The sequence below is a fragment of the Carnimonas bestiolae genome (genome assembly GCF_051251145.1).
GTDB lineage: Bacteria > Pseudomonadota > Gammaproteobacteria > Pseudomonadales > Halomonadaceae > Carnimonas > Carnimonas bestiolae.
In genome coordinates this window covers 281,893-300,509 of sequence record NZ_JBPCZK010000003.1, presented here as the reverse complement: position 1 = coordinate 300,509, position 18,617 = coordinate 281,893, and the positions used below count along the sequence as shown (strand labels likewise).

Annotated in this window: 13 protein-coding genes; all 13 read left to right on the top strand. The window is 56.6% G+C overall.

What is annotated here, in order from left to right; genetic code table 11:
• Positions 1 to 4 precede the first annotated feature (4 nt).
• Positions 5 to 1,342 (top strand): RIP metalloprotease RseP, encoded by a 1,338-nt coding sequence (gene rseP, locus R84865_RS06245; RefSeq protein WP_435639128.1) that lies wholly within the window; start codon positions 5 to 7, stop codon positions 1,340 to 1,342.
• A gap of 265 nt (positions 1,343 to 1,607) precedes the next feature.
• A complete protein-coding gene (gene bamA / locus R84865_RS06240) occupies positions 1,608 to 3,956 on the top strand; it encodes an outer membrane protein assembly factor BamA (RefSeq protein WP_435636457.1) in 2,349 nt (782 codons plus the stop codon).
• 86 nt (positions 3,957 to 4,042) lie between these two features.
• Positions 4,043 to 4,549, top strand: coding sequence for an OmpH/Skp family outer membrane protein (locus tag R84865_RS06235; RefSeq protein WP_435631163.1), 507 nt, complete (start codon positions 4,043 to 4,045; stop codon positions 4,547 to 4,549).
• Positions 4,550 to 4,635: 86 nt separating this feature from the next.
• On the top strand, positions 4,636 to 5,664 hold the full coding sequence (gene lpxD, locus R84865_RS06230) for a UDP-3-O-(3-hydroxymyristoyl)glucosamine N-acyltransferase (protein WP_435631162.1): 1,029 nt from the start codon (positions 4,636 to 4,638) through the stop codon (positions 5,662 to 5,664).
• 261 nt (positions 5,665 to 5,925) lie between these two features.
• On the top strand, positions 5,926 to 6,369 hold the full coding sequence (gene fabZ / locus R84865_RS06225) for a 3-hydroxyacyl-ACP dehydratase FabZ (protein ID WP_435631161.1): 444 nt from the start codon (positions 5,926 to 5,928) through the stop codon (positions 6,367 to 6,369).
• A complete protein-coding gene (lpxA, locus tag R84865_RS06220; RefSeq protein ID WP_435631160.1) occupies positions 6,366 to 7,133 on the top strand; it encodes an acyl-ACP--UDP-N-acetylglucosamine O-acyltransferase in 768 nt (255 codons plus the stop codon). The genes fabZ and lpxA overlap by 4 nt, the downstream gene beginning before the upstream one ends.
• 78 nt (positions 7,134 to 7,211) lie before the next feature.
• On the top strand, positions 7,212 to 8,429 hold the full coding sequence (gene lpxB, locus R84865_RS06215) for a lipid-A-disaccharide synthase (RefSeq protein WP_435639127.1): 1,218 nt from the start codon (positions 7,212 to 7,214) through the stop codon (positions 8,427 to 8,429).
• Positions 8,429 to 9,043: a ribonuclease HII gene (gene rnhB / locus R84865_RS06210; RefSeq protein WP_435636459.1), complete on the top strand. Its 615-nt coding sequence runs from the start codon at positions 8,429 to 8,431 to the stop codon at positions 9,041 to 9,043. Before lpxB ends, rnhB begins: the two co-directional genes overlap by 1 nt.
• Positions 9,044 to 9,183: 140 nt before the next feature.
• Positions 9,184 to 12,684 carry a DNA polymerase III subunit alpha gene (dnaE, locus tag R84865_RS06205; RefSeq protein ID WP_435639126.1) on the top strand — a complete coding sequence of 1,167 codons (3,501 nt, stop codon included), beginning with the start codon at positions 9,184 to 9,186 and terminating at the stop codon, positions 12,682 to 12,684.
• 162 nt (positions 12,685 to 12,846) lie between these two features.
• Positions 12,847 to 13,800 carry an acetyl-CoA carboxylase carboxyl transferase subunit alpha gene (accA, locus tag R84865_RS06200; RefSeq protein WP_435631156.1) on the top strand — a complete coding sequence of 318 codons (954 nt, stop codon included), beginning with the start codon at positions 12,847 to 12,849 and terminating at the stop codon, positions 13,798 to 13,800.
• Positions 13,801 to 13,815: 15 nt separating this feature from the next.
• Positions 13,816 to 15,123, top strand: a complete 1,308-nt coding sequence (tilS, locus tag R84865_RS06195; protein WP_435639125.1) for a tRNA lysidine(34) synthetase TilS — start codon at positions 13,816 to 13,818, stop codon at positions 15,121 to 15,123.
• A gap of 509 nt (positions 15,124 to 15,632) precedes the next feature.
• Positions 15,633 to 16,892: a transcription termination factor Rho gene (rho, locus tag R84865_RS06190; RefSeq protein WP_025732409.1), complete on the top strand. Its 1,260-nt coding sequence runs from the start codon at positions 15,633 to 15,635 to the stop codon at positions 16,890 to 16,892.
• A gap of 180 nt (positions 16,893 to 17,072) precedes the next feature.
• Positions 17,073 to 18,542 carry a 4-hydroxy-3-polyprenylbenzoate decarboxylase gene (ubiD, locus tag R84865_RS06185; RefSeq protein WP_435639124.1) on the top strand — a complete coding sequence of 490 codons (1,470 nt, stop codon included), beginning with the start codon at positions 17,073 to 17,075 and terminating at the stop codon, positions 18,540 to 18,542.
• The last annotated feature ends 75 nt before the right edge of the window (positions 18,543 to 18,617 follow it).

The following is an 18,617-nucleotide window of genomic DNA, read 5'->3' as shown; positions in this document are numbered from 1 at the left end:
GCCGATGGGTATTATCGAAAATATCATCGCGGTGATTGTCGTGCTCGGGGTATTGATTACCTTCCACGAGTACGGCCACTTCTTTGTAGCGCGCCGCTGCGGTGTCAAAGTGCTGCATTTTTCGGTGGGCTTTGGTAAGCCGCTGTGGTCGATTCATGATCGTCACGGAACGCGCTTCTCGATTGCCGCCATTCCGCTTGGCGGCTACGTCAAAATGCTGGATGAGCGTGAAGGGCCGGTTGCGCCGGAAGAGCGCCATCGGACATTCAACCAGGCATCGGTGCTGCGACGTATCCTGATTGTGGCGGCGGGGCCGCTGGCCAACTTCCTGCTGGCGTGGGTGATCTACTGGGCGCTGTTCGTTTACGGTATTTCAGCGCTGGTGCCGGTGGTAGGGCATATAGCGCCCGATTCTCCCGCGAGTCGCAGCGGTATCGCGGAAGGCGAGCAAATCTCTCGTGTGGAAGGGCGCGAAGTGCTCACCTGGGAAGATATCAATCTGCGCCTGGTGGATCTCATTGGCCGCAGCGGCAGCGTGTCCATCGACACTACCGAACATCATTACGAGCTGCCCGTGGAACGCTATCTGGTCGGCGAAGATCCGTCGAATCCATTGCAACCGCTTGGCATGTCGGTATGGCAGCCCAAGGTCGCGCCACGTATTCAGCGGGTAGTGGCGGATAGCCCAGCAGCGCAGGCCGGCCTCAAGGCGGGAGACGTGATCACGCAGGTGAATCATCAGTCGGTCAGCGACTGGGGAGCCTTTGTTGCACAGGTTCAGCAGGCGGGTGGTCACCCCTTGCAACTGCACGTCGAAAACGACGGCGTGAGTCGTGAAGTGAAACTGACGCCGCAGCTGAAACAGGCCAGTAACGGTAAGAATATCGGCTATATTGGAGCGGCAGCCGAAATGCCGGCCTATCCCTCTCAGTATATTCGCGATATCAGTTTTTCACCGTGGCAAGCTGTTCCGCGCGCCGTTGGTAAAACCTGGGACATGATCCAATTGACCACGGTGTCGATCGGCAAGATGGTGGTGGGGCTTATATCGCCGAGCAATCTGTCTGGCCCCGTGACCATTGCGCGTGTCGCCGGTGATTCAGCGCGTGGCGGCGTTGAAGCGTTCGGCAGCTTCCTGGCGTATCTATCGATCAGTTTGGGTGTGCTGAATTTATTGCCGATTCCCATGCTTGATGGGGGACATCTGCTTTATTTTGTTGTCGAAGCGGTACGCGGGCGGCCATTGTCCGAAAAGGTACAGATCCTTGGCCTGAAAATAGGCATGCTGTTAGTGGGTACTTTAATGGTGCTGGCTCTGTACTTTGACCTAATGAGGCTGTAGCGTCGCGGTTTCGCACAACGCGTAAGAAATAAGTAAGCGTATCGCGGTTATCAATGGTGGTGTGGGTTGCCATCAATAGAAGCAATTAAGCAAATGTCAGCGTTTTTTACCGCTGGATATGCGCAACTGCGCTTGTCAGGTAGGGTGGCTTGTGTATAAGGTGCAATGCACATTTCACAGTCATTCGTCGGCTCGGTGTCGCACTGGTAGCGACATGATTCGATCCTGGTGATCCGAAAGAATCTGAATTAAGCGAAAGGACGGCATGAAGATCAAGACCCTCGGTTTGGCAGCGATGTTGTTGGGCTCGTCCCAGGTGGTTCACGCTGCGTCTTTTCAAATTTCTCACATTCGTGTCGAGGGGTTGCAGCGAGTTTCTTCGGGAACCGTGTTCAACGTCTTGCCTTTCAATGGCAATCGTCAGCTCGACGAAAGCCAGCTGAGCCAAGCGGGCAAAGCGCTATACGGCACGGGATTGTTCGACGACATCAGCTTTGAGCGCCAGGGCCAGAATCTGATCTTGCACCTCAAGGAGCGCCCGTCGGTTGCCAAGATCAATATCAGCGGCAACAAGCAGATCTCATCTGAAAACCTTAAAAAGGGTCTCGCCGACGCGGGTATCCTCGAAGGTCAGGTGCTGCAGCGTTCTACCCTTGAGGAAGTGCAGCGTTCGCTCGAAAACGTTTATCAGGATCAGGGACGCTACAACGCATCGATCAAAACATCGGTGGTGCCTCTCGATGCCAACCGAGTCCAGGTTAATATCAACGTGAATGAAGGCGGCAACGCGCGCATTCGCCAGATTAACTTCGTGGGCAACCACGCCTTCAGCGACGATCAACTGCTCGACGAGCTCGATATGGCCGACCATCCCGGCTGGTTTTTGGGCTGGTTCTCGCACGATAAGTTCTCCACCGAAGCGATGTCGAAGGATCTCGAAAAGCTGCGCGCCTTCTATCAGGATCGCGGCTACGTCAACTTCAACGTTACTTCCAATCAGGTGTCGCTATCTCCCGACAAGGCGGATATCTACATCAACATCAATGTGGATGAGGGAGAGCGGTATCGCATCAGCAACATCAACTTCGCCGGACAATTGGGCGGGCTTAGCGAGGAACAGGCACGCGGCCTGATCCAGGCCAAAGAAGGTGATGTTTATAACCAATCGAAATTGACGGCGTCGGCAGATGCGATTCGCGAAGCGCTGGGTAACGAAGGCTACACCTTCGCCAAGGTAGATGCCGTACCGCGCACCAGCGACAGCAACGACACCGCAGAAGTCACGTTTAATATCGATCCCGGCAAGCGTGCCTACGTGCGCCGTATCAACTTCAGCGGAAACACCACCACCTCCGACGAAGTGCTGCGTCGTGAATTGACGCAAATGGAAGGCGCGCCCGCATCGTCTTCCAGCATCAAGGACTCGCAAGCGCGCTTGCAGCGCTTAGGGTTCTTCAGCGATGTGAAGGTCGATACCCATCCGGTGGAAGGTCACCCTGACCAGTTGGATGTCGATTATTCGGTGAAAGAACAGCCTTCCGGCAGTATCTCGGCGAGCCTTGGTTTTGCTCAGTCCGAGGGGCTTATTTACGGTGCGTCGCTGTCGCAGAGCAACTTCCTTGGCACCGGTAATCGTGTCGATATCGGCGCGACCAAGAGTAACTATTTCACCAACCTCAACTTCTCCTATACCGATCCATACTGGACGTTGAGCGGTATTTCGCGCGGCTTCAACCTGTACTATCGCAAGTCCGATTACGACGATAGCGATATCGATATCTCGTCATACTCAAGCGACGCGATTGGCGGCGGAGTTAACTTCGGTTATCCGATCAGCGACCTGTCGCGCCTGAACTTTGGTATTGGGGGCGAGCACCTCACCCTCGATACCTACAGCGATACGCCGTGGGAAATTTATCAGTACGTCAAGGATGAAGGGGATACCTTCGACTCCTACAAACTGTCGGTCAGTTGGACGCGCAATAACCTCAACCGCGGTATCATGCCCACCGACGGCAGCTATCAGCGTCTATCGCTTGAAGGCAATGGCCCCGGTAGCGATGCCCAGATCTATAAGCTACGCTATCGTGGCGATAAGCTGTTTGAACTCAACCCTGAGTGGTCGCTCAAGTTCAGCACCAATCTCGGTTATGCCAACAAGTATGGCAAAACCGATGTGTATCCGTTCTACGAAAACTTCTACTCAGGTGGCTTGGGCTCGGTGCGCGGTTTCCGCAGCAACTCGCTTGGTCAGCGTACGACGCCGCGCGGCGACAACGACGACGACTACACCCTGGGTGGTAACATCCAGTTGGAAGGTTCTGCCGAGCTGATCTTCCCAACGCCGTTTATCGAAGATCATCGTCAGGTACAAACGTCGCTGTTCGTCGATGCAGGTAACACCTATCTGTCGCACTGCTATTCCACCGGTAAAGGTCCTGACTCGGACTGCGAATCCGGCGTCGACTTGGGTGATATGAACCTGTCGGCAGGTATCGGGTTGTCGTGGCTTACACCGGTAGGTCCGCTAACCTTCAGTGTCGCGAAGCCGATTCACAAGGCGAGCGGTTCGGAAAGCCAGTTCTTCCAGTTCTCACTGGGTCAAACCTTTTGATGCTGGCTAGTTGATAAGCAGTAAAACTTTTGTTCTCAACGGGCCAGTCAAGGCCTGCGGGTCCAGGTCATTCAGGAGAAAGAAACATGCGTAAACTTGGTATCGCTTTAGGAGTAGCAGTAGCGCTTGGTGGTGCTTCTTCCGTTGCTAATGCTGCCGGTATTGGTGTGATTGATTGGCAGGAAGCGCTGATGAGCACCAGTGCCGCCAAACAGTCAGTCAACCAGTTGAAAAGCCAGCTGGGTAACAAGCCGCAGCAGGTTCAGTCCTTGGGCCAGGAAGTGCAGCAGCTTCAGCAGCGTTTGCAGCGCGATGGCTCGACCATGTCTGAATCCGAGCGCAACGGTCTGATCAAACAGCTGCAGACCAAAGGCCAGCAGTTCCAGGAGCAGCGTGCCGAAGTCGAACAGGCACGTCAGCAGAAAGAGCAGGGCTTCCTGAAGCAGGCTCGTCCGCGTCTGGATAAAGCGATTCAAAGCGTAGCGAAACGCCATAACCTCGACATGATCATCGATCGTTCCGCCGTGATCTACGGTGATGACGCGATGGACCTGACGAAAGAGGTCACTGCTGCGTATAATAGCGGCAAGTAATTTTCAGCTATTGCATTAACGCATAGCTTCACACGCCGGTAGCGGGTTCAATCGACCTGCTACCGGCGGTCGTCAAGTGGATGCACATGACTACTACGGCTAACTCCGGCTGGACCCTGGGCGAGCTTGCTGAGCGCGCAGGGGCTGAATTGAAAGGGGATGGATCTCGTCGCGTTACGGGATTTTCCACGTTAACTGAAGCCGGCAGTAACGATCTCGCCTTTTTGGCAAATCCTGCGTACCTGAAACACCTCGCGACAACCAAGGCGGCCGCTGTGCTGGTAAGTCCCGAGCACGCAGGCGAATGCCCAACCAACGCGCTGGTACTGAAAAATCCCTACCTGGGGTTCGCAGTGCTCTCCAGCTGCTTTGCGCGCTCGACTCAACCGCCTGAAGCGGGAATACACCCCAGCGCCTGCGTCAGCGATAGCGCGGTGATCGGCGACAACGTAGCCATCGCGGCTAATGTGGTCATCGGTAATAACGTACGCATTGGCGACGGTAGCGTTATTGGGCCCGGTTGTTTTATCGGCGATGACACCGAACTCGGCGCAGATGCTCTGCTTTACGCTAACGTGACCATTTATCACGGCGTGATGATCGGTGAGCGGGTCATCATCCACAGCTCTGCGGTGGTTGGCGGCGACGGTTTCGGTTTTGCCCACGATGGTCGTCACTGGGTTAAAATTGCCCAGATTGGCGGTGTCACCATCGGCAACGATGTCGAAATCGGCGCGAGCTCCAGTATCGATCGCGGCGCTCTTGGCGACACTATCATCGGTAACGACGTAAAAATCGATAGTCAGGTGCAGGTCGCTCATAACGTTCAGGTTGGCGATCACAGCGCATTGGCGGGCTGCGTCGGGGTCGCAGGGTCGACCAAGATCGGGCGCGGCTGCCTGCTGGGCGGTGGGGTAGGCCTTGGCGGTCATATCGAAATTGCTGACGGTGTTACGCTGACCGGCATGAGCATGGTCACCAACTCTATTCCCGAACCCGGTGTATACTCTTCCGGCACGGGTGTTCTTCCGAACGCTCAATGGCGCAAAAGCGTCGTGCGCTTCAGGCAGCTTGATTCGCTGGCCAAGCGTATCGGGAAACTGGAAAAGTCATAAGCAGTTGGGATGCGGTGCGTGGCGCTGCATCCCTCGCTTTCTTTCCAAAATGTTGGGGGCCAGGGCCGACCAAGCCTTGGTCCCGATATTCTTTGGAAAAAACGCGGTTTATAGAAGTGCTGTTGCAAGGTGCAGCCTTCTTCAACACCAATAAAGGCTGTCGGCTGCGGCTCGGTCTTAAGGTTATCTTTTCATTCGACTGTCATCGTTTTGGACGATCGCACTGTTATATTGCGAGGCTTGAGCCTCAGAGGTTTCTGCATGGTCATGGATATTAAGGAAATCCAGGAATTCCTACCCCACCGATACCCGTTTTTGCTGGTTGATAGGGTGTTGGAGCTGGAGCTGGGAAGCTATATCAAAGCCTTCAAGAATGTCAGCGTCAACGAACAATTCTTCAACGGCCATTTTCCTGATTATCCCATCATGCCTGGGGTCCTGATCATCGAGGCACTCGCTCAGGCATCCGGTATCCTTGGCTTTAAAACCGGTGATAAACGTCCGCGCGACGGGTACGTTTACTATTACGTGGGCAGCGACAACGTGCGTTTGAAGCGCCCCGTTTACCCCGGCGATCAACTTACGCTGGAATCCTGGATCGTCAAGTCGCGTCGCGGCGTGTGGAAGTTCCAGTGCCGAGCTCACGTAGGCGACGAGCTAGTGTGCGAAGCTGATATCATGTGTGCAGAGAGGAAAGTCGCTTGATCCATTCCACCGCGATCATCGATCCCAGTGCGAAGCTGGCCGAAGATGTCGAGATTGGACCTTTTTCCATTATTGGTCCCGACGTTGTTATTGGCCCGGGGTGCAGGATCGAGTCTCACGTTGTTATCAAGGGTCCTACTACCATCGGTGCCAATAATCGCTTCTTCCAGTTTTGCTCGATTGGAGAAGAGTGTCAGGACAAGAAGTACAAGGGCGAGCCGACGCGTTTGACCATCGGCGACAATAACGTGTTCCGAGAAAGCGTTACGGTTCACCGCGGGACTGCGCAGGATAAGTGGAGCACGGTGATTGGCAGTGACAACCTGCTGATGGCGTATAGCCATGTTGCGCACGACTGCGAAATCGGCGACCACTGTATTCTGGCCAACGGCGCTACCCTGGCAGGGCACGTTACCATGGGCGATCACGCCATTATTGGCGGCCTTGCGGCAGTGCACCAGTTCTGCAACCTGGGTGCTCACTGCATGGTGGGCGGCATGACGGCGGTCAGCATGGATATCGTGGCGTACGCGATTGCCAACGGCAATCCAGGGCGCCTGCACGGTCTCAATGTGGTGGGCCTGAAGCGTCGCGGCTTCTCCGCCGACGCGGTAGCCACGCTGCGCGACGCGTACAAGGTGGTTTTCCGCAGCAATCTCAAACTGGCGGAATCGATCGCCGAGCTTGAGAAGCGCGACCCCAGCGATGAGCTTCAAACCTTCATCGATTCTCTCAAGCGCGCGGAGCGTGGTATCACCCGCTAACGTCGCGTTACTCGCTGCACGTTCGACGTGCAGCGATGCCTTCCTGTCGTCCCACTTTCTCGGCTGATACTCCCCACTATGACCACGCCTGCTCCTGCGTCCTCTTCTTCCGCTTCGCCTGCACTCAAGGTGTTTGTCGTGGCCGGTGAGCTGTCGGGCGATGTATTGGGTGCTGGGCTGATACGCGAGTTGAAAGCACGCTATCCGCAGGCTGAATTTCGTGGCGTTGGCGGCCCCGGCATGATCGCGCAGGGGCTTGAAAGTCTGGCGCCCATCGAGCAACTGTCGGTGATGGGGCTGGTGGAAGTGCTGAAGCATTTGCCTTCGCTACTGGCGTTGCGTAAACGACTCAAGCAAGAAGCCATCGAATGGCGTGCCGACGTCATGATTGGCATTGATGCCCCCGACTTCAACACCGACCTTGAGCTGGCGCTGCGCAACCGCGGCATAAAAACGCTGCACTATGTCAGTCCATCGGTATGGGCCTGGCGACAGGGTAGGGTGAAAAAGATCCGGCGGGCCGTCGATCGAATGCTGACCTTTCTTCCGTTCGAGGCCGACTTCTATCGACAGCATCAGGTGCCTGTCAGTTTTGTAGGCCATCCGCTCGCCGACGACCTGCCGCTGGATGACGATCAAACGGCGGCGCGTCGTGACCTTGGCATTGATCCGCACATTCCGCTACTGGCGCTACTGCCGGGTTCCCGCCACAACGAAGTCAAGCTGATGCTGCCGGTGTACCTTGAAGTATTGCGCCAGCTAAGAGGGCACCACTTCGAGTTGGAAGCGGTTATTCCAGCGGCTTCCAAGGCGCGCCGTGATGAGATTGAAGCGTTGATCGAACAGGCGAATATCGATCCCGGCACGCGTCAGGCCATCCACCTCATTGATGGGCAAGCTAGCGCGGCGATGACAGCCTCCGATGCCGTGTTGCTGACCTCAGGTACTTCTGCATTGGAAGCGCTGCTGTGTCACCGCCCCATGGTCGTCGCCTATCGCATGGCGGCCACTACCTTCTGGATCGCGCAGCGGGTCGTGCATACCGAGTGGATATCGCTGCCCAATTTGTTGGCGCAGCGTACCCTTGTGCCGGAGCTTATCCAGCACGATGCCAGCGTCGAACGCATTGTTAGCGAGCTGGCACCGCTGCTGTTTGAGGGGGCCGGTGCTCCACTGGTAGCGCGTTTCAAGGAGATGCATCAAGCATTGGCGCAAGACGCGAGTGTTCGTGCCGCCGCCGCGGTAGCAGAGGTCGTTGAAGTGGAGCGCGCCTGCGAGAACGGAGAGCCTTCCTGATGGCACTGAAGGCAACCGATTTCCCTGCGCTTGATATCCCTTATCGCGGTACGCTGCTGGCCGGCGTCGATGAAGTAGGCCGTGGCCCTTTGGTCGGCGATGTCGTGGCCGCGGCGGTGATTCTCGACCCGACGCATCCCATTACCGGGCTTACCGATTCCAAAACGCTGTCCAGCGCCAAGCGAGAAGCCTTCGATCAGCTGATTCGCTCGGGCGCATTGTGCTTTGGCATAGGCAGGGCAAGTCCTGCCGAGATCGATGAATTGAACATTTATCACGCCACACATCTGGCGATGCGGCGCGCGATCGATGCACTGCAGCCAAGCGCAGAATTTTTGCTGGTCGATGGAAATCGGTTGCCGGGCCACGCGCTGCCTGGCATGGCCGTGGTAAAAGGGGATTTGCGTCATCCGGCAATCAGCGCTGCGTCGATCATTGCCAAGGTGGCGCGCGATGCCGACATGCTCGCGCTCGAGCAGCGCCATCCCGGCTATGGCTTTGCCAAACACAAGGGCTACCCGACTCGCGAGCACCTTCAGGCGCTCGCACAGCGTGGCCCCATCGCTGAACACCGGCGCTCGTTCGGGCCTGTGCAACGAGCGCTGTCATCCTGACCTACCGCCTATCGCTTGTGCACTAAACAATCGCGGTATAGCAACTGAATCCAGCGCTGCGATGTTTTATGATGAACGCATCGGCGCCACACATTTCTATTCACCGGCCACCCCGTGGGGCGAGCAGGATTTCTACACCTATGACTCCTTTCGTACATCTACGTGTTCACAGCGAATATTCGTTATCCGATGGACTGGTTCGCCTGAAGGCGCTCAATAGCGCTACCGAGCAGATGGGCATGCCCGCAGTAGCGGTCACCGACGAGAGCAATATGTTCGGTTTGGTCAAGCTGTATACGGCCGCACAGGGGGCGGGTATCAAACCGGTTATTGGCGCTGATTTCTGGATGTACAACGCGCAGGACGAGGCGCATCCGTATCGAATCACGCTGTTGGCGATGAATAACGTCGGCTATCGCCATTTGATCGAGCTGATTTCACGGGTATGGCAAGAAGGCCAGCATCTTGGCCAGGCGTTCGTGCACAAGGAGTGGATATTCGAAGCCGCCGAGGGGCTGATCGCACTATCGGGTGCGCGTGAGGGGGAAGTCGGGCGCTTGTTGTTGGGCGGCCATAAGGAAACCGCGCGCACGGTGCTGGGAGAGTGGCAGCGCTTCTTTCCTGAGCGTTTTTATCTGGAGCTACAGCGTACCCAGCGCGAAAACGACGAAGAGTGTCTGCATTTGTCGGTGGAGCTGGCAGCCGCTACCCAAACGCCGGTGGTCGCGACGAACGACGTGCGCTTTATACACCGCGATGACTTCTGGGCCCATGAAACACGGGTGTCGATTGGTGAAGGCCGAGCGCTCGACGATCCGCGTCGCGAGCGTCGTTTCAGTGAAGAGCAGTATCTAAAGTCGCCCGACGAAATGGCCGAGCTGTTTGCGGATGTCCCCTCCGCGATCGAGAACACGGTGGCAATAGCCGCGCGCTGTAGCGTTGACGTGCGGATGGGCGAATACTTCCTGCCTGAATATCCGATTCCCGATGGCATGACCATCGAGGAATTCATCTCGAAGATTTCTCATGAAGGGCTGGATGAGCGACTCCACCAGTTGTTCGACGCACCCGATGCTATCTATAGCGGTCGCCAGCGTGCCGAGGAAGAACCCGCCTATCGCGAACGGCTCGAGTTTGAGCTCAATATCATTAATCAGATGGGCTTTCCCGGCTACTTCCTGATCGTGATGGACTTCATCCAGTGGGCCAAGGATAACCAGGTGCCAGTAGGTCCCGGGCGTGGTTCCGGGGCGGGCTCGCTAGTGGCCTACTCGCTCAAGATTACCGATCTTGATCCGCTCGAATACGACCTGCTGTTCGAACGCTTTCTTAACCCTGAACGTGTCTCGATGCCCGACTTTGACGTCGATTTTTGCATGGAGAAGCGTGATCGCGTTATCGATTACGTGGCGGATCGCTATGGGCGTGATGCGGTGTCGCAGATTGCTACCTTTGGCACTATGGCGGCCAAGGCGGTGGTGCGCGACGTGGCACGTGCCCAGGGCAAACCGTATTCGCTGGGCGACAAGATCTCCAAGCTGATTCCTTTCGAAGTGGGCATGACGCTGGCAAAAGCGGTCGAGGCCGAACCCGCACTTAAAGAGTACATCGAGAACGACGACGAAGCCGGTGAAATCTGGGAGATGGCGCTCAAGCTTGAGGGCATTACTCGCGGTACCGGTAAGCATGCAGGTGGGGTGGTGATCGCCCCCACCAAGTTGACTGATTTCTCACCGCTGCTGTGTGATGAAGAAGGGCAGGGGCTGGTGACGCAGTTCGACAAGAATGACGTCGAAACCGTGGGATTGGTGAAGTTCGACTTTCTTGGTCTACGTACGCTCACCATTATCGATTGGGCACTGGAAATGGTCGATACGGTACGCGCCCGCGATGGCGAAGAACCGTTGGATATCAGCACCATTCCCCTTGACGACAAGCGCACCTTCGATCTGCTGAAGAAGGCTGAAACGACCGCGGTGTTCCAGCTTGAGTCGCGCGGCATGAAAGAGCTGATCAAACGCCTGCAGCCCGACTCCCTTGAGGACATGATCGCCCTGGTGGCGCTGTTCCGTCCCGGGCCGCTGCAATCGGGCATGGTGGATGACTTTATCAACCGTAAGCACGGTCGCGCTGAATTGGCTTATCCACACCCGGATTATCAGCACGAGTTGTTGAAACCGGTGCTCGAACCCACTTACGGCATCATCCTGTACCAAGAGCAGGTTATGCAGATTGCCCAGGTGCTGGCGGGCTATACGCTTGGTCAGGCCGATATGCTGCGTCGCGCCATGGGTAAGAAAAAGCCCGAAGAGATGGCCAAGCAGCGCCAAGGCTTCCTGGATGGGTGCGCTGCCAATGGCATTAACAATGATTTGGCCGGCAACCTGTTCGATCTGGTAGAGAAGTTCGCCGGCTATGGCTTTAACAAGTCGCACTCGGCGGCCTACGGGTTGGTTTCCTATCAAACCGCGTGGCTCAAAACGCACTACCCGGCGCCCTTCATGGCGGCGGTTATTTCTACCGAAATGGACAACCTCGACAAGGTAGTGCCGTTGATCGAGGAATGTCGGCGCATGAAGCTGACCGTCACGCCGCCGGACGTCAATTTGGGTAGCTATAAGTTCAGCGTCAACGAAAACGGCGAAGTGGTGTACGGGCTTGGCGCTATTCGCGGCGTAGGCGAGGGCCCCATTGGTGCGATCGTCGAAGCACGTGATGCGGGCGGTCCCTTTGTGGATATCTTCGATTTTTGCGAGCGCATCGATGCCAAACGCCTCAATAAACGCACGCTGGAAGCACTCATTCGCGCCGGCGCACTCGATAACATCGGGCCTAACCGCGCAGTCATGATGGCAGCGCTCGACGATGCCATGAAGGCAGCGTCGCAAAGTCACGCTAACCAGAGCGCTGGTATCATCGATATGTTCGGCGACGTGTTCGGCAGTGACGAAGCCGCCGGTGATAACTACGCCAACTATCTCGATGCTCGCCAGTGGACCGACCGTGAACGACTAGGCGGAGAGAAAGACACCCTGGGGCTCTATTTGACCGGCCATCCCATCGATGAGTACGAGCCCGAAATCAAACGCTTCGTTTCAACACGCATCAATGAGCTCAAGCCGTCTCGCCAGCCCCAGCGCGTGGCAGGGCTAGTGGTGGGTACGCGTACCATGAAATCGAAACGCGGCGATACCATCGCCTTTGTTACCTTGGACGATCGTACGGGTCGCATTGAAGCCTCACTGTTTGGTGAAATGTACGATCAGGTTCGCGGTCAGTTAGAAGATGCGCAGGTGTTGATTGTCGAGGGAGAAGTCTCCACCGATGATTACTCCGGTGGTCTACGCATGCGCGTCAAGGAAATAACACCGATGGTGGATGCGCGCATGCGCTATGGCGAGGCGGTTGAGGTAAGCGTCGATGGCAGCCGCTTGGACGCTCACTTCGCCAAAGCATTGCGTGAAGGCCTCAGCGCTCATCTGGACAGTAATGGTTTGCCCGTGCGCATCCACTATCGCAACAGCGCCGCCAGCGGTGCGCTGCAGCTTGATGAATGCTGGCGGGTAGCGCCCAGTGATGACTTGCTGATCCGCCTTGCTGAAGTGCGAGGGCAGCAAAATGTGCGCCTTTGCTATCGCTAATTCCTACTGCTTCGACGCTGCACGGCTTTTCGTTAAGTGTCAGGCATGGGATAATGTTTCACTTTGTGTCCGGGGGAGGTTGTATGGCTCCCTCAAACATGCCGGTTTGGCGCTGCGTTCGCGCGGCTATCGGCCCTTTGTCAGAGCTTTTAGACACGCCCTATGAATCCCAATTATCTGGACTTCGAGCAACCTATCGCGGAACTTCAAGATAAGATTGAAGAACTCCGTCTGGTAGGTAACGACAGCAACATCAACTTGTCCGAAGAGATCGGCCGGCTGGAAGATAAAAGCCGCAAGTTGACCGAGCAGATTTTCCGCGAGCTAACTCCTTGGCAGGTGTCGCAGCTGTCGCGCCACCCCCAGCGCCCCTATACGCTGGATTACGTTGACAACATTTTTACCGAATTCGACGAACTGCACGGCGACCGTGCCTTCGCCGACGACTACGCGTTGATTGGTGGCATTGCGCGGCTTGATGACAAGCCGGTAATGCTTATCGGACATCAGAAAGGGCGTACCGTTAAAGACAAGGTGAAGCGTAATTTCGGTATGCCGCGCCCCGAAGGCTACCGTAAGGCCATTCGCCTGATGGAAATGGCTGAGCGCTTCAAAATGCCGGTGCTCACCTTCATCGATACGCCTGGCGCTTATCCTGGTATCGATGCTGAAGAGCGCGGTCAAAGCGAGGCCATCGCCTATAACTTGGCGGTGATGTCGCGGCTCAAAACGCCGATCATCTCGACGGTTATCGGCGAGGGTGGCTCCGGTGGTGCGCTTGCCATCGGCGTGTGCGATGAGCTGATGATGATGCAGTACTCCACCTATTCGGTTATTTCGCCGGAAGGCTGCGCTTCCATCCTGTGGAAGAGCGCCGAGCGCGCCTCTGACGCGGCGCAGGCAATGGGTATCACTGCCTCGCAGCTCAAGGAGCTGGGCTTCGTTGATACACTTATCAAGGAGCCGTTGGGCGGTGCGCATCGTCGTCCGCAGGGCGCTGCGGAAAGCCTCAAGGAATCGCTGACGGCTACCATTGATAAGCTGCAAAAGCTTGATCACAGCGAGTTGCTCGATCGACGCTACCAGCGCCTGATGAGTTTCGGCGCTCCCGCCTGATTTCAGCGCCGCCTCATGACCTTCCTTCACGCTGCCCCAAGTGACATTTCGCTTGAGGCAGCGTTGTTGTCTGTGGCTGAGCATCCCAGAGTATGGCTGGCGCTGTCGGGTGGGCTAGACAGCGTTTGCCTGCTGCGGTTGAGCATCGCTGCCCGCCAGCGCTTACAGCAGCAAGGCCGACCGGTGCCAGCACTGGCAGCCGTTCACGTTAATCACCAACTGCAACCGGCGGCGTTAGCGTTCGAGCAGTTTTGTCGCCAGCTCTGCGAAGAGGTCGGCATTGCGCTGACGGTACTGCACCCAGAGGTAAACGAGAGCGGACAAGGGCTAGAAGCGGCCGCTCGCGAGGCGCGCTATCGTGCGTTCAGCGACTGCATGGCTGCCAACGAGGTTATCTGGCTGGCCCACCATCGCAACGATCAAGCCGAAACTTTCTTACTGCGTAGCCTGCGCGGTAGTGGATTGAGTGGGCTTGCTGCGATGCCGCATCAGCGCCCGTTGGGCGAGGGAATCTTGCAGCGCCCCTTGCTTGCTCACAGCAGGGCTGAATTGGAGGCGATCGCGCGCCAGCTCGGGTGGCTGTGGATAGAAGATCCTTCCAACGATAGCCTGAAGTTTTCCCGTAATTATCTGCGCCGTTGCGTGATTCCTGCCTTGGAAAAAGAGTGGCCACAGGCGGTAGGCTCTTTGTCGGCCTGTGCCGAACAGCTTGGCGAGCAGCGCCAACTGCTGGCCGAATACGCGGCACAAGATCTGGTCGATATCGAGTTGGCTGCAGGAGTGCTCGATCAAGCCGCTTTGCTGGGCTTAGGCAACGCGCGCGCAGCGCTGGTGATTCGTCATGCGCTCACCCTGCTGCGTTTCGCAACGCCGCCCCGCGTGGTGATGGCGCAATTGCTTCTACAGCTGTCGGCGCGGTCCGATAAAGTGGCCGAGGTTAGATGGGCCGATGTGGTCGCCCGGGTGTGGCGGGGGCGGCTCTATCTGGAACGCGCGGGTGCAGCCCCAGCGAGTGATCATTGGCAGCGGCTGTTGGTGCAGTGGCAGTTAGAACGCAAAAACGCGCATGAAGGTGAAGGCGCGGTTTGCCGCGAGCTAATCTGCGTGCCGCGACAGGGCGGTGAGCGGTTGCGGATCAGGTCGCATCGCCGACGTGTCAAAAGCCTGTTGCAGGAGGCTGATATTCCGCCCTGGAAGCGTTGTTGGGTGGGGGTGGTATACTGTCAGGGGCAGAGCGATGAGCCCATCGCATTGCTGAGCGAACAGTGGACGTTGTGTGCCGATGGATGGAAAGCCAGCGCTGTAGCAGACATTGATGAGTAGCGTCTGGCGTAGTGGTAGGGCGCAATAAGAGTAGCTTTAGGTAATTTTCGTTTTTCCTCTTGCGTTGTGTTTCTGTGTTGCATACTATTCCTGCAGTTAGCCCGCTCTGGTGCTCCCAACGGCCTCTGCAGCCGATTTCACCTGGAATCTCCCTGACGCGTTCAGTCAGTCGATATCCCAATTTATCGTTCGCTTCTCGCTAGTTCCCAGGTCCATCCGCTTATTTGCCCCTGTGTTGTTTGAGGATGCGCAATTGCAGATAGAGCGTTTATCGCTATGTTTTCCATCAGTTCCAATGTCGCGGGTAAATCGATGCCTGTAGGCAATGCAACGTGCTAAATCCCCTGCCTCTGATACTCGCAGCCGATGCACGTTCTGCCGACATTTCGCGCGTACCTAACGAGCGTGAAGGCCAATTCCCTCAATGTTTCTGTAGCGTGCCAAGCGGCACGAATCTTCCCAATATGCCTCGCTGATGAATCAGCCCTTTCTCTCTTTGAAACAAGCCAATGAATCTAACTGAACTTAAGCAAAAAACCGTTCCGGAACTGCTCGAACTCGCGCAGAGCATGGGCATTGATAACGTCGCCCGCTCGCGCAAGCAGGACATTATCTTCGCCATCCTCAAAAAGCACGCTAAAAGCGGCGAGGACATCTATGGTGACGGCGTTCTTGAAATCCTGCAGGACGGGTTTGGGTTCTTGAGAAGTGCGGACAGCTCTTATCTGGCTGGTCCCGATGATATTTACGTATCGCCTTCCCAGATCCGTCGCTTCAATTTGCGTAAGGGCGACACCATCTCCGGGAAGATTCGTCCGCCGAAGGAAGGTGAGCGCTATTTCGCGCTGCTGAAAGTCAGCCAGATCAACTTCGATCGTCCCGAAAACTCCAAACACAAGATTCTCTTCGAGAACCTGACGCCGCTGTTCCCCGATGAGCGGCTGACCATGGAAATTGGCAACGGCTCGACCGAGGATTTGACCTCGCGCATCATCGACTTGACCTCGCCAATCGGCAAAGGCCAGCGCGGCCTGATTGTTTCGCCGCCCAAGGCTGGTAAAACCATGATGATGCAGAACGTGGCCAATGCCATCGTGCGCAACAATCCTGAGTGTTACCTGATTGTGCTGCTGATCGACGAGCGCCCCGAAGAGGTGACTGAAATGTCGCGCACGGTGCGCGGAGAAGTGGTTGCGTCCACCTTCGATGAGCCGCCCGCGCGTCACGTTCAGGTAGCAGAAATGGTGATCGAGAAGGCCAAGCGACTGGTCGAGCATAAGAAAGACGTTGTCATCATGCTTGACTCCATTACCCGCTTGGCGCGTGCCTACAACACCGTAGTGCCTTCTTCTGGCAAGGTGTTGACCGGTGGTGTCGATGCGCATGCGCTCGAGAAGCCCAAGCGCTTCTTTGGTGCGGCACGTAACATCGAAGAGGGCGGCAGTCTGACCATTCTCGCTACCGCGCTGGTCGATACCGGTTCGAAGATGGACGAAGTGATTTTCGAGGAGTTCAAGGGCACCGGTAACATGGAAGCCCACCTCGACCGCAAACTCTCTGAAAAACGCGTCTTCCCGGCCATTAATATCCGTCGTTCGGGCACGCGTCGCGAAGACCTGCTGTGCTCGGAAGAAGAAATGCAGCGCATGTGGATTCTGCGCAAGCTGCTGAACCCGATGGACGATGTTGCGGCAACCGAGTTCCTTATCGAGCGTCTGAAGGATACCAAGACCAACGATGAGTTTTTCGAGGCAATGAAGCGCCGCTAAGCGTTAGCGCTTATACGCCGAACAGCCGTGCTGTAGGCGCAGGAAGGGGCGAATGCTATGATGCTTCGCCCCTTTTTATTTGCAGGGTAACGTGCCCGCAACGTGATGTTGCTAAAGGCGTGAAAATCGCTGTGCCGCGGCGGACGATATCCGTCGGGTACGCTGGGTTGGATGGAAGGCATGCAATACAAGGACCTACGCGACTTTATCGCGCGTCTCGAGGAAATGGGCGAACTCAAGCGGATTTCGGCTGAGGTGGACGCCCACCTTGAAATGACCGAAATTTGCGACCGAGTGCTGCGCGACGGCGGCCCTGCGCTGCTGTTTGAAAACGTGCGCGGCCACGATATGCCGGTGCTGGCCAATTTGTTTGGCACGCCGCGTCGCGTTGCGCTGGGCATGGGGCAGGAGGATGTGTTCAAGCTGCGCGAAGTAGGCGAGCTGTTGGCCTTCCTGAAGGAGCCTGATCCGCCCAAGGGCATGCGCGATGCGTGGGAGAAAGCGCCGCTGCTGAAGAAAGTGCTCAGCATGGGCCCCAAACGTGTGCGCAAGGCCGCTTGTCAGGAAGTGGTGCTAGAGGGCGACGACGTCAATCTCGACCGTTTGCCGATTCAGCACTGCTGGCCGGGCGATGCCGGTCCTTTGGTCACCTGGCCTTTGGTGGTAACGCGCGGGCCGCATCGCAAGCGCCAGAATCTGGGCATTTATCGTCAGCAGAAAATAGGCCGCAATCGGCTTATCATGCGCTGGCTGTCTCACCGCGGTGGGGCGCTCGATTTCCGCGATTGGCAGCAGCAGCATCCTGGCGAGCCCTTTCCTGTTGCAGTGGCGCTGGGCGCCGATCCCGCAACCATTTTAGGGGCCGTTACCCCTGTGCCCGACACTCTCTCGGAGTACGCCTTCGCTGGTTTGCTGCGTAACAGTAAAACCGAGTTGGTGAGCTGCGGGCATGCCGATCTTGAGGTGCCAGCCTCCGCCGAGATTGTGCTCGAAGGCTTTATCTACCCTGATGATGTTGCCCTCGAAGGGCCCTTTGGCGATCACACCGGCTATTATAACGAAGTCGATACCTTCCCCGTGTTCACGGTGACGCGCATTACCCATCGCCGCGAGGCGATTTATCACTCCACCTATACCGGCAGACCGCCGGACGAACCGGCTGTATTGGGGCTGGCGCTAAACGAAGTATTCGTTCCCATTCTGCGCAAGCAGTTCCCTGAAATCATCGACTTTTATCTCCCTCCGGAAGGCTGCTCCTATCGGATGGCCGTCGTATCGATGCGAAAGCAGTACCCTGGACACGCGAAACGGGTGATGATGGGCGTTTGGAGCTTCCTGCGCCAGTTCATGTACACCAAGTTTGTTATTGTGGTAGATGACGATATCAACACGCGCGACTGGAAAGACGTTATTTGGGCCATTACCACGCGTATGGACCCCGCTCGAGATACGGTTATGGTCGAAAACACCCCCATCGACTATCTTGATTTCGCCTCTCCGGTAAGTGGGCTAGGCTCCAAAATGGGCATGGACGCCACCTCTAAATGGCCTGGAGAAACCAGTCGCGAATGGGGCGTCCCCATCGAGATGGATGAGCAGATAAAAGATACTGTAACGCGGCGCTGGAGCGAGTACGGGCTCGAGCGATAGCGCGTTGGTTGGACCCCGCATTGGTAAGCCGCTGCGGCTATCTGGCTAACGCATTCACCCAATCAGACGGATATG

What these genes read in the sequence shown, in the direction of transcription:
- rseP (WP_435639128.1), top strand. Translation starts at nt 5, where the DNA reads ATGGGTATTATCGAAAATATCATCGCGGTGATTGTCGTGCTCGGGGTA.
- bamA (WP_435636457.1), top strand. Translation starts at nt 1,608, where the DNA reads ATGAAGATCAAGACCCTCGGTTTGGCAGCGATGTTGTTGGGCTCGTCC.
- R84865_RS06235 (WP_435631163.1), top strand. Translation starts at nt 4,043, where the DNA reads ATGCGTAAACTTGGTATCGCTTTAGGAGTAGCAGTAGCGCTTGGTGGT.
- lpxD (WP_435631162.1), top strand. Translation starts at nt 4,636, where the DNA reads ATGACTACTACGGCTAACTCCGGCTGGACCCTGGGCGAGCTTGCTGAG.
- fabZ (WP_435631161.1), top strand. Translation starts at nt 5,926, where the DNA reads ATGGTCATGGATATTAAGGAAATCCAGGAATTCCTACCCCACCGATAC.
- lpxB (WP_435639127.1), top strand. Translation starts at nt 7,212, where the DNA reads ATGACCACGCCTGCTCCTGCGTCCTCTTCTTCCGCTTCGCCTGCACTC.
- rnhB (WP_435636459.1), top strand. Translation starts at nt 8,429, where the DNA reads ATGGCACTGAAGGCAACCGATTTCCCTGCGCTTGATATCCCTTATCGC.
- dnaE (WP_435639126.1), top strand. Translation starts at nt 9,184, where the DNA reads ATGACTCCTTTCGTACATCTACGTGTTCACAGCGAATATTCGTTATCC.
- accA (WP_435631156.1), top strand. Translation starts at nt 12,847, where the DNA reads ATGAATCCCAATTATCTGGACTTCGAGCAACCTATCGCGGAACTTCAA.
- tilS (WP_435639125.1), top strand. Translation starts at nt 13,816, where the DNA reads ATGACCTTCCTTCACGCTGCCCCAAGTGACATTTCGCTTGAGGCAGCG.
- rho (WP_025732409.1), top strand. Translation starts at nt 15,633, where the DNA reads ATGAATCTAACTGAACTTAAGCAAAAAACCGTTCCGGAACTGCTCGAA.
- ubiD (WP_435639124.1), top strand. Translation starts at nt 17,073, where the DNA reads ATGCAATACAAGGACCTACGCGACTTTATCGCGCGTCTCGAGGAAATG.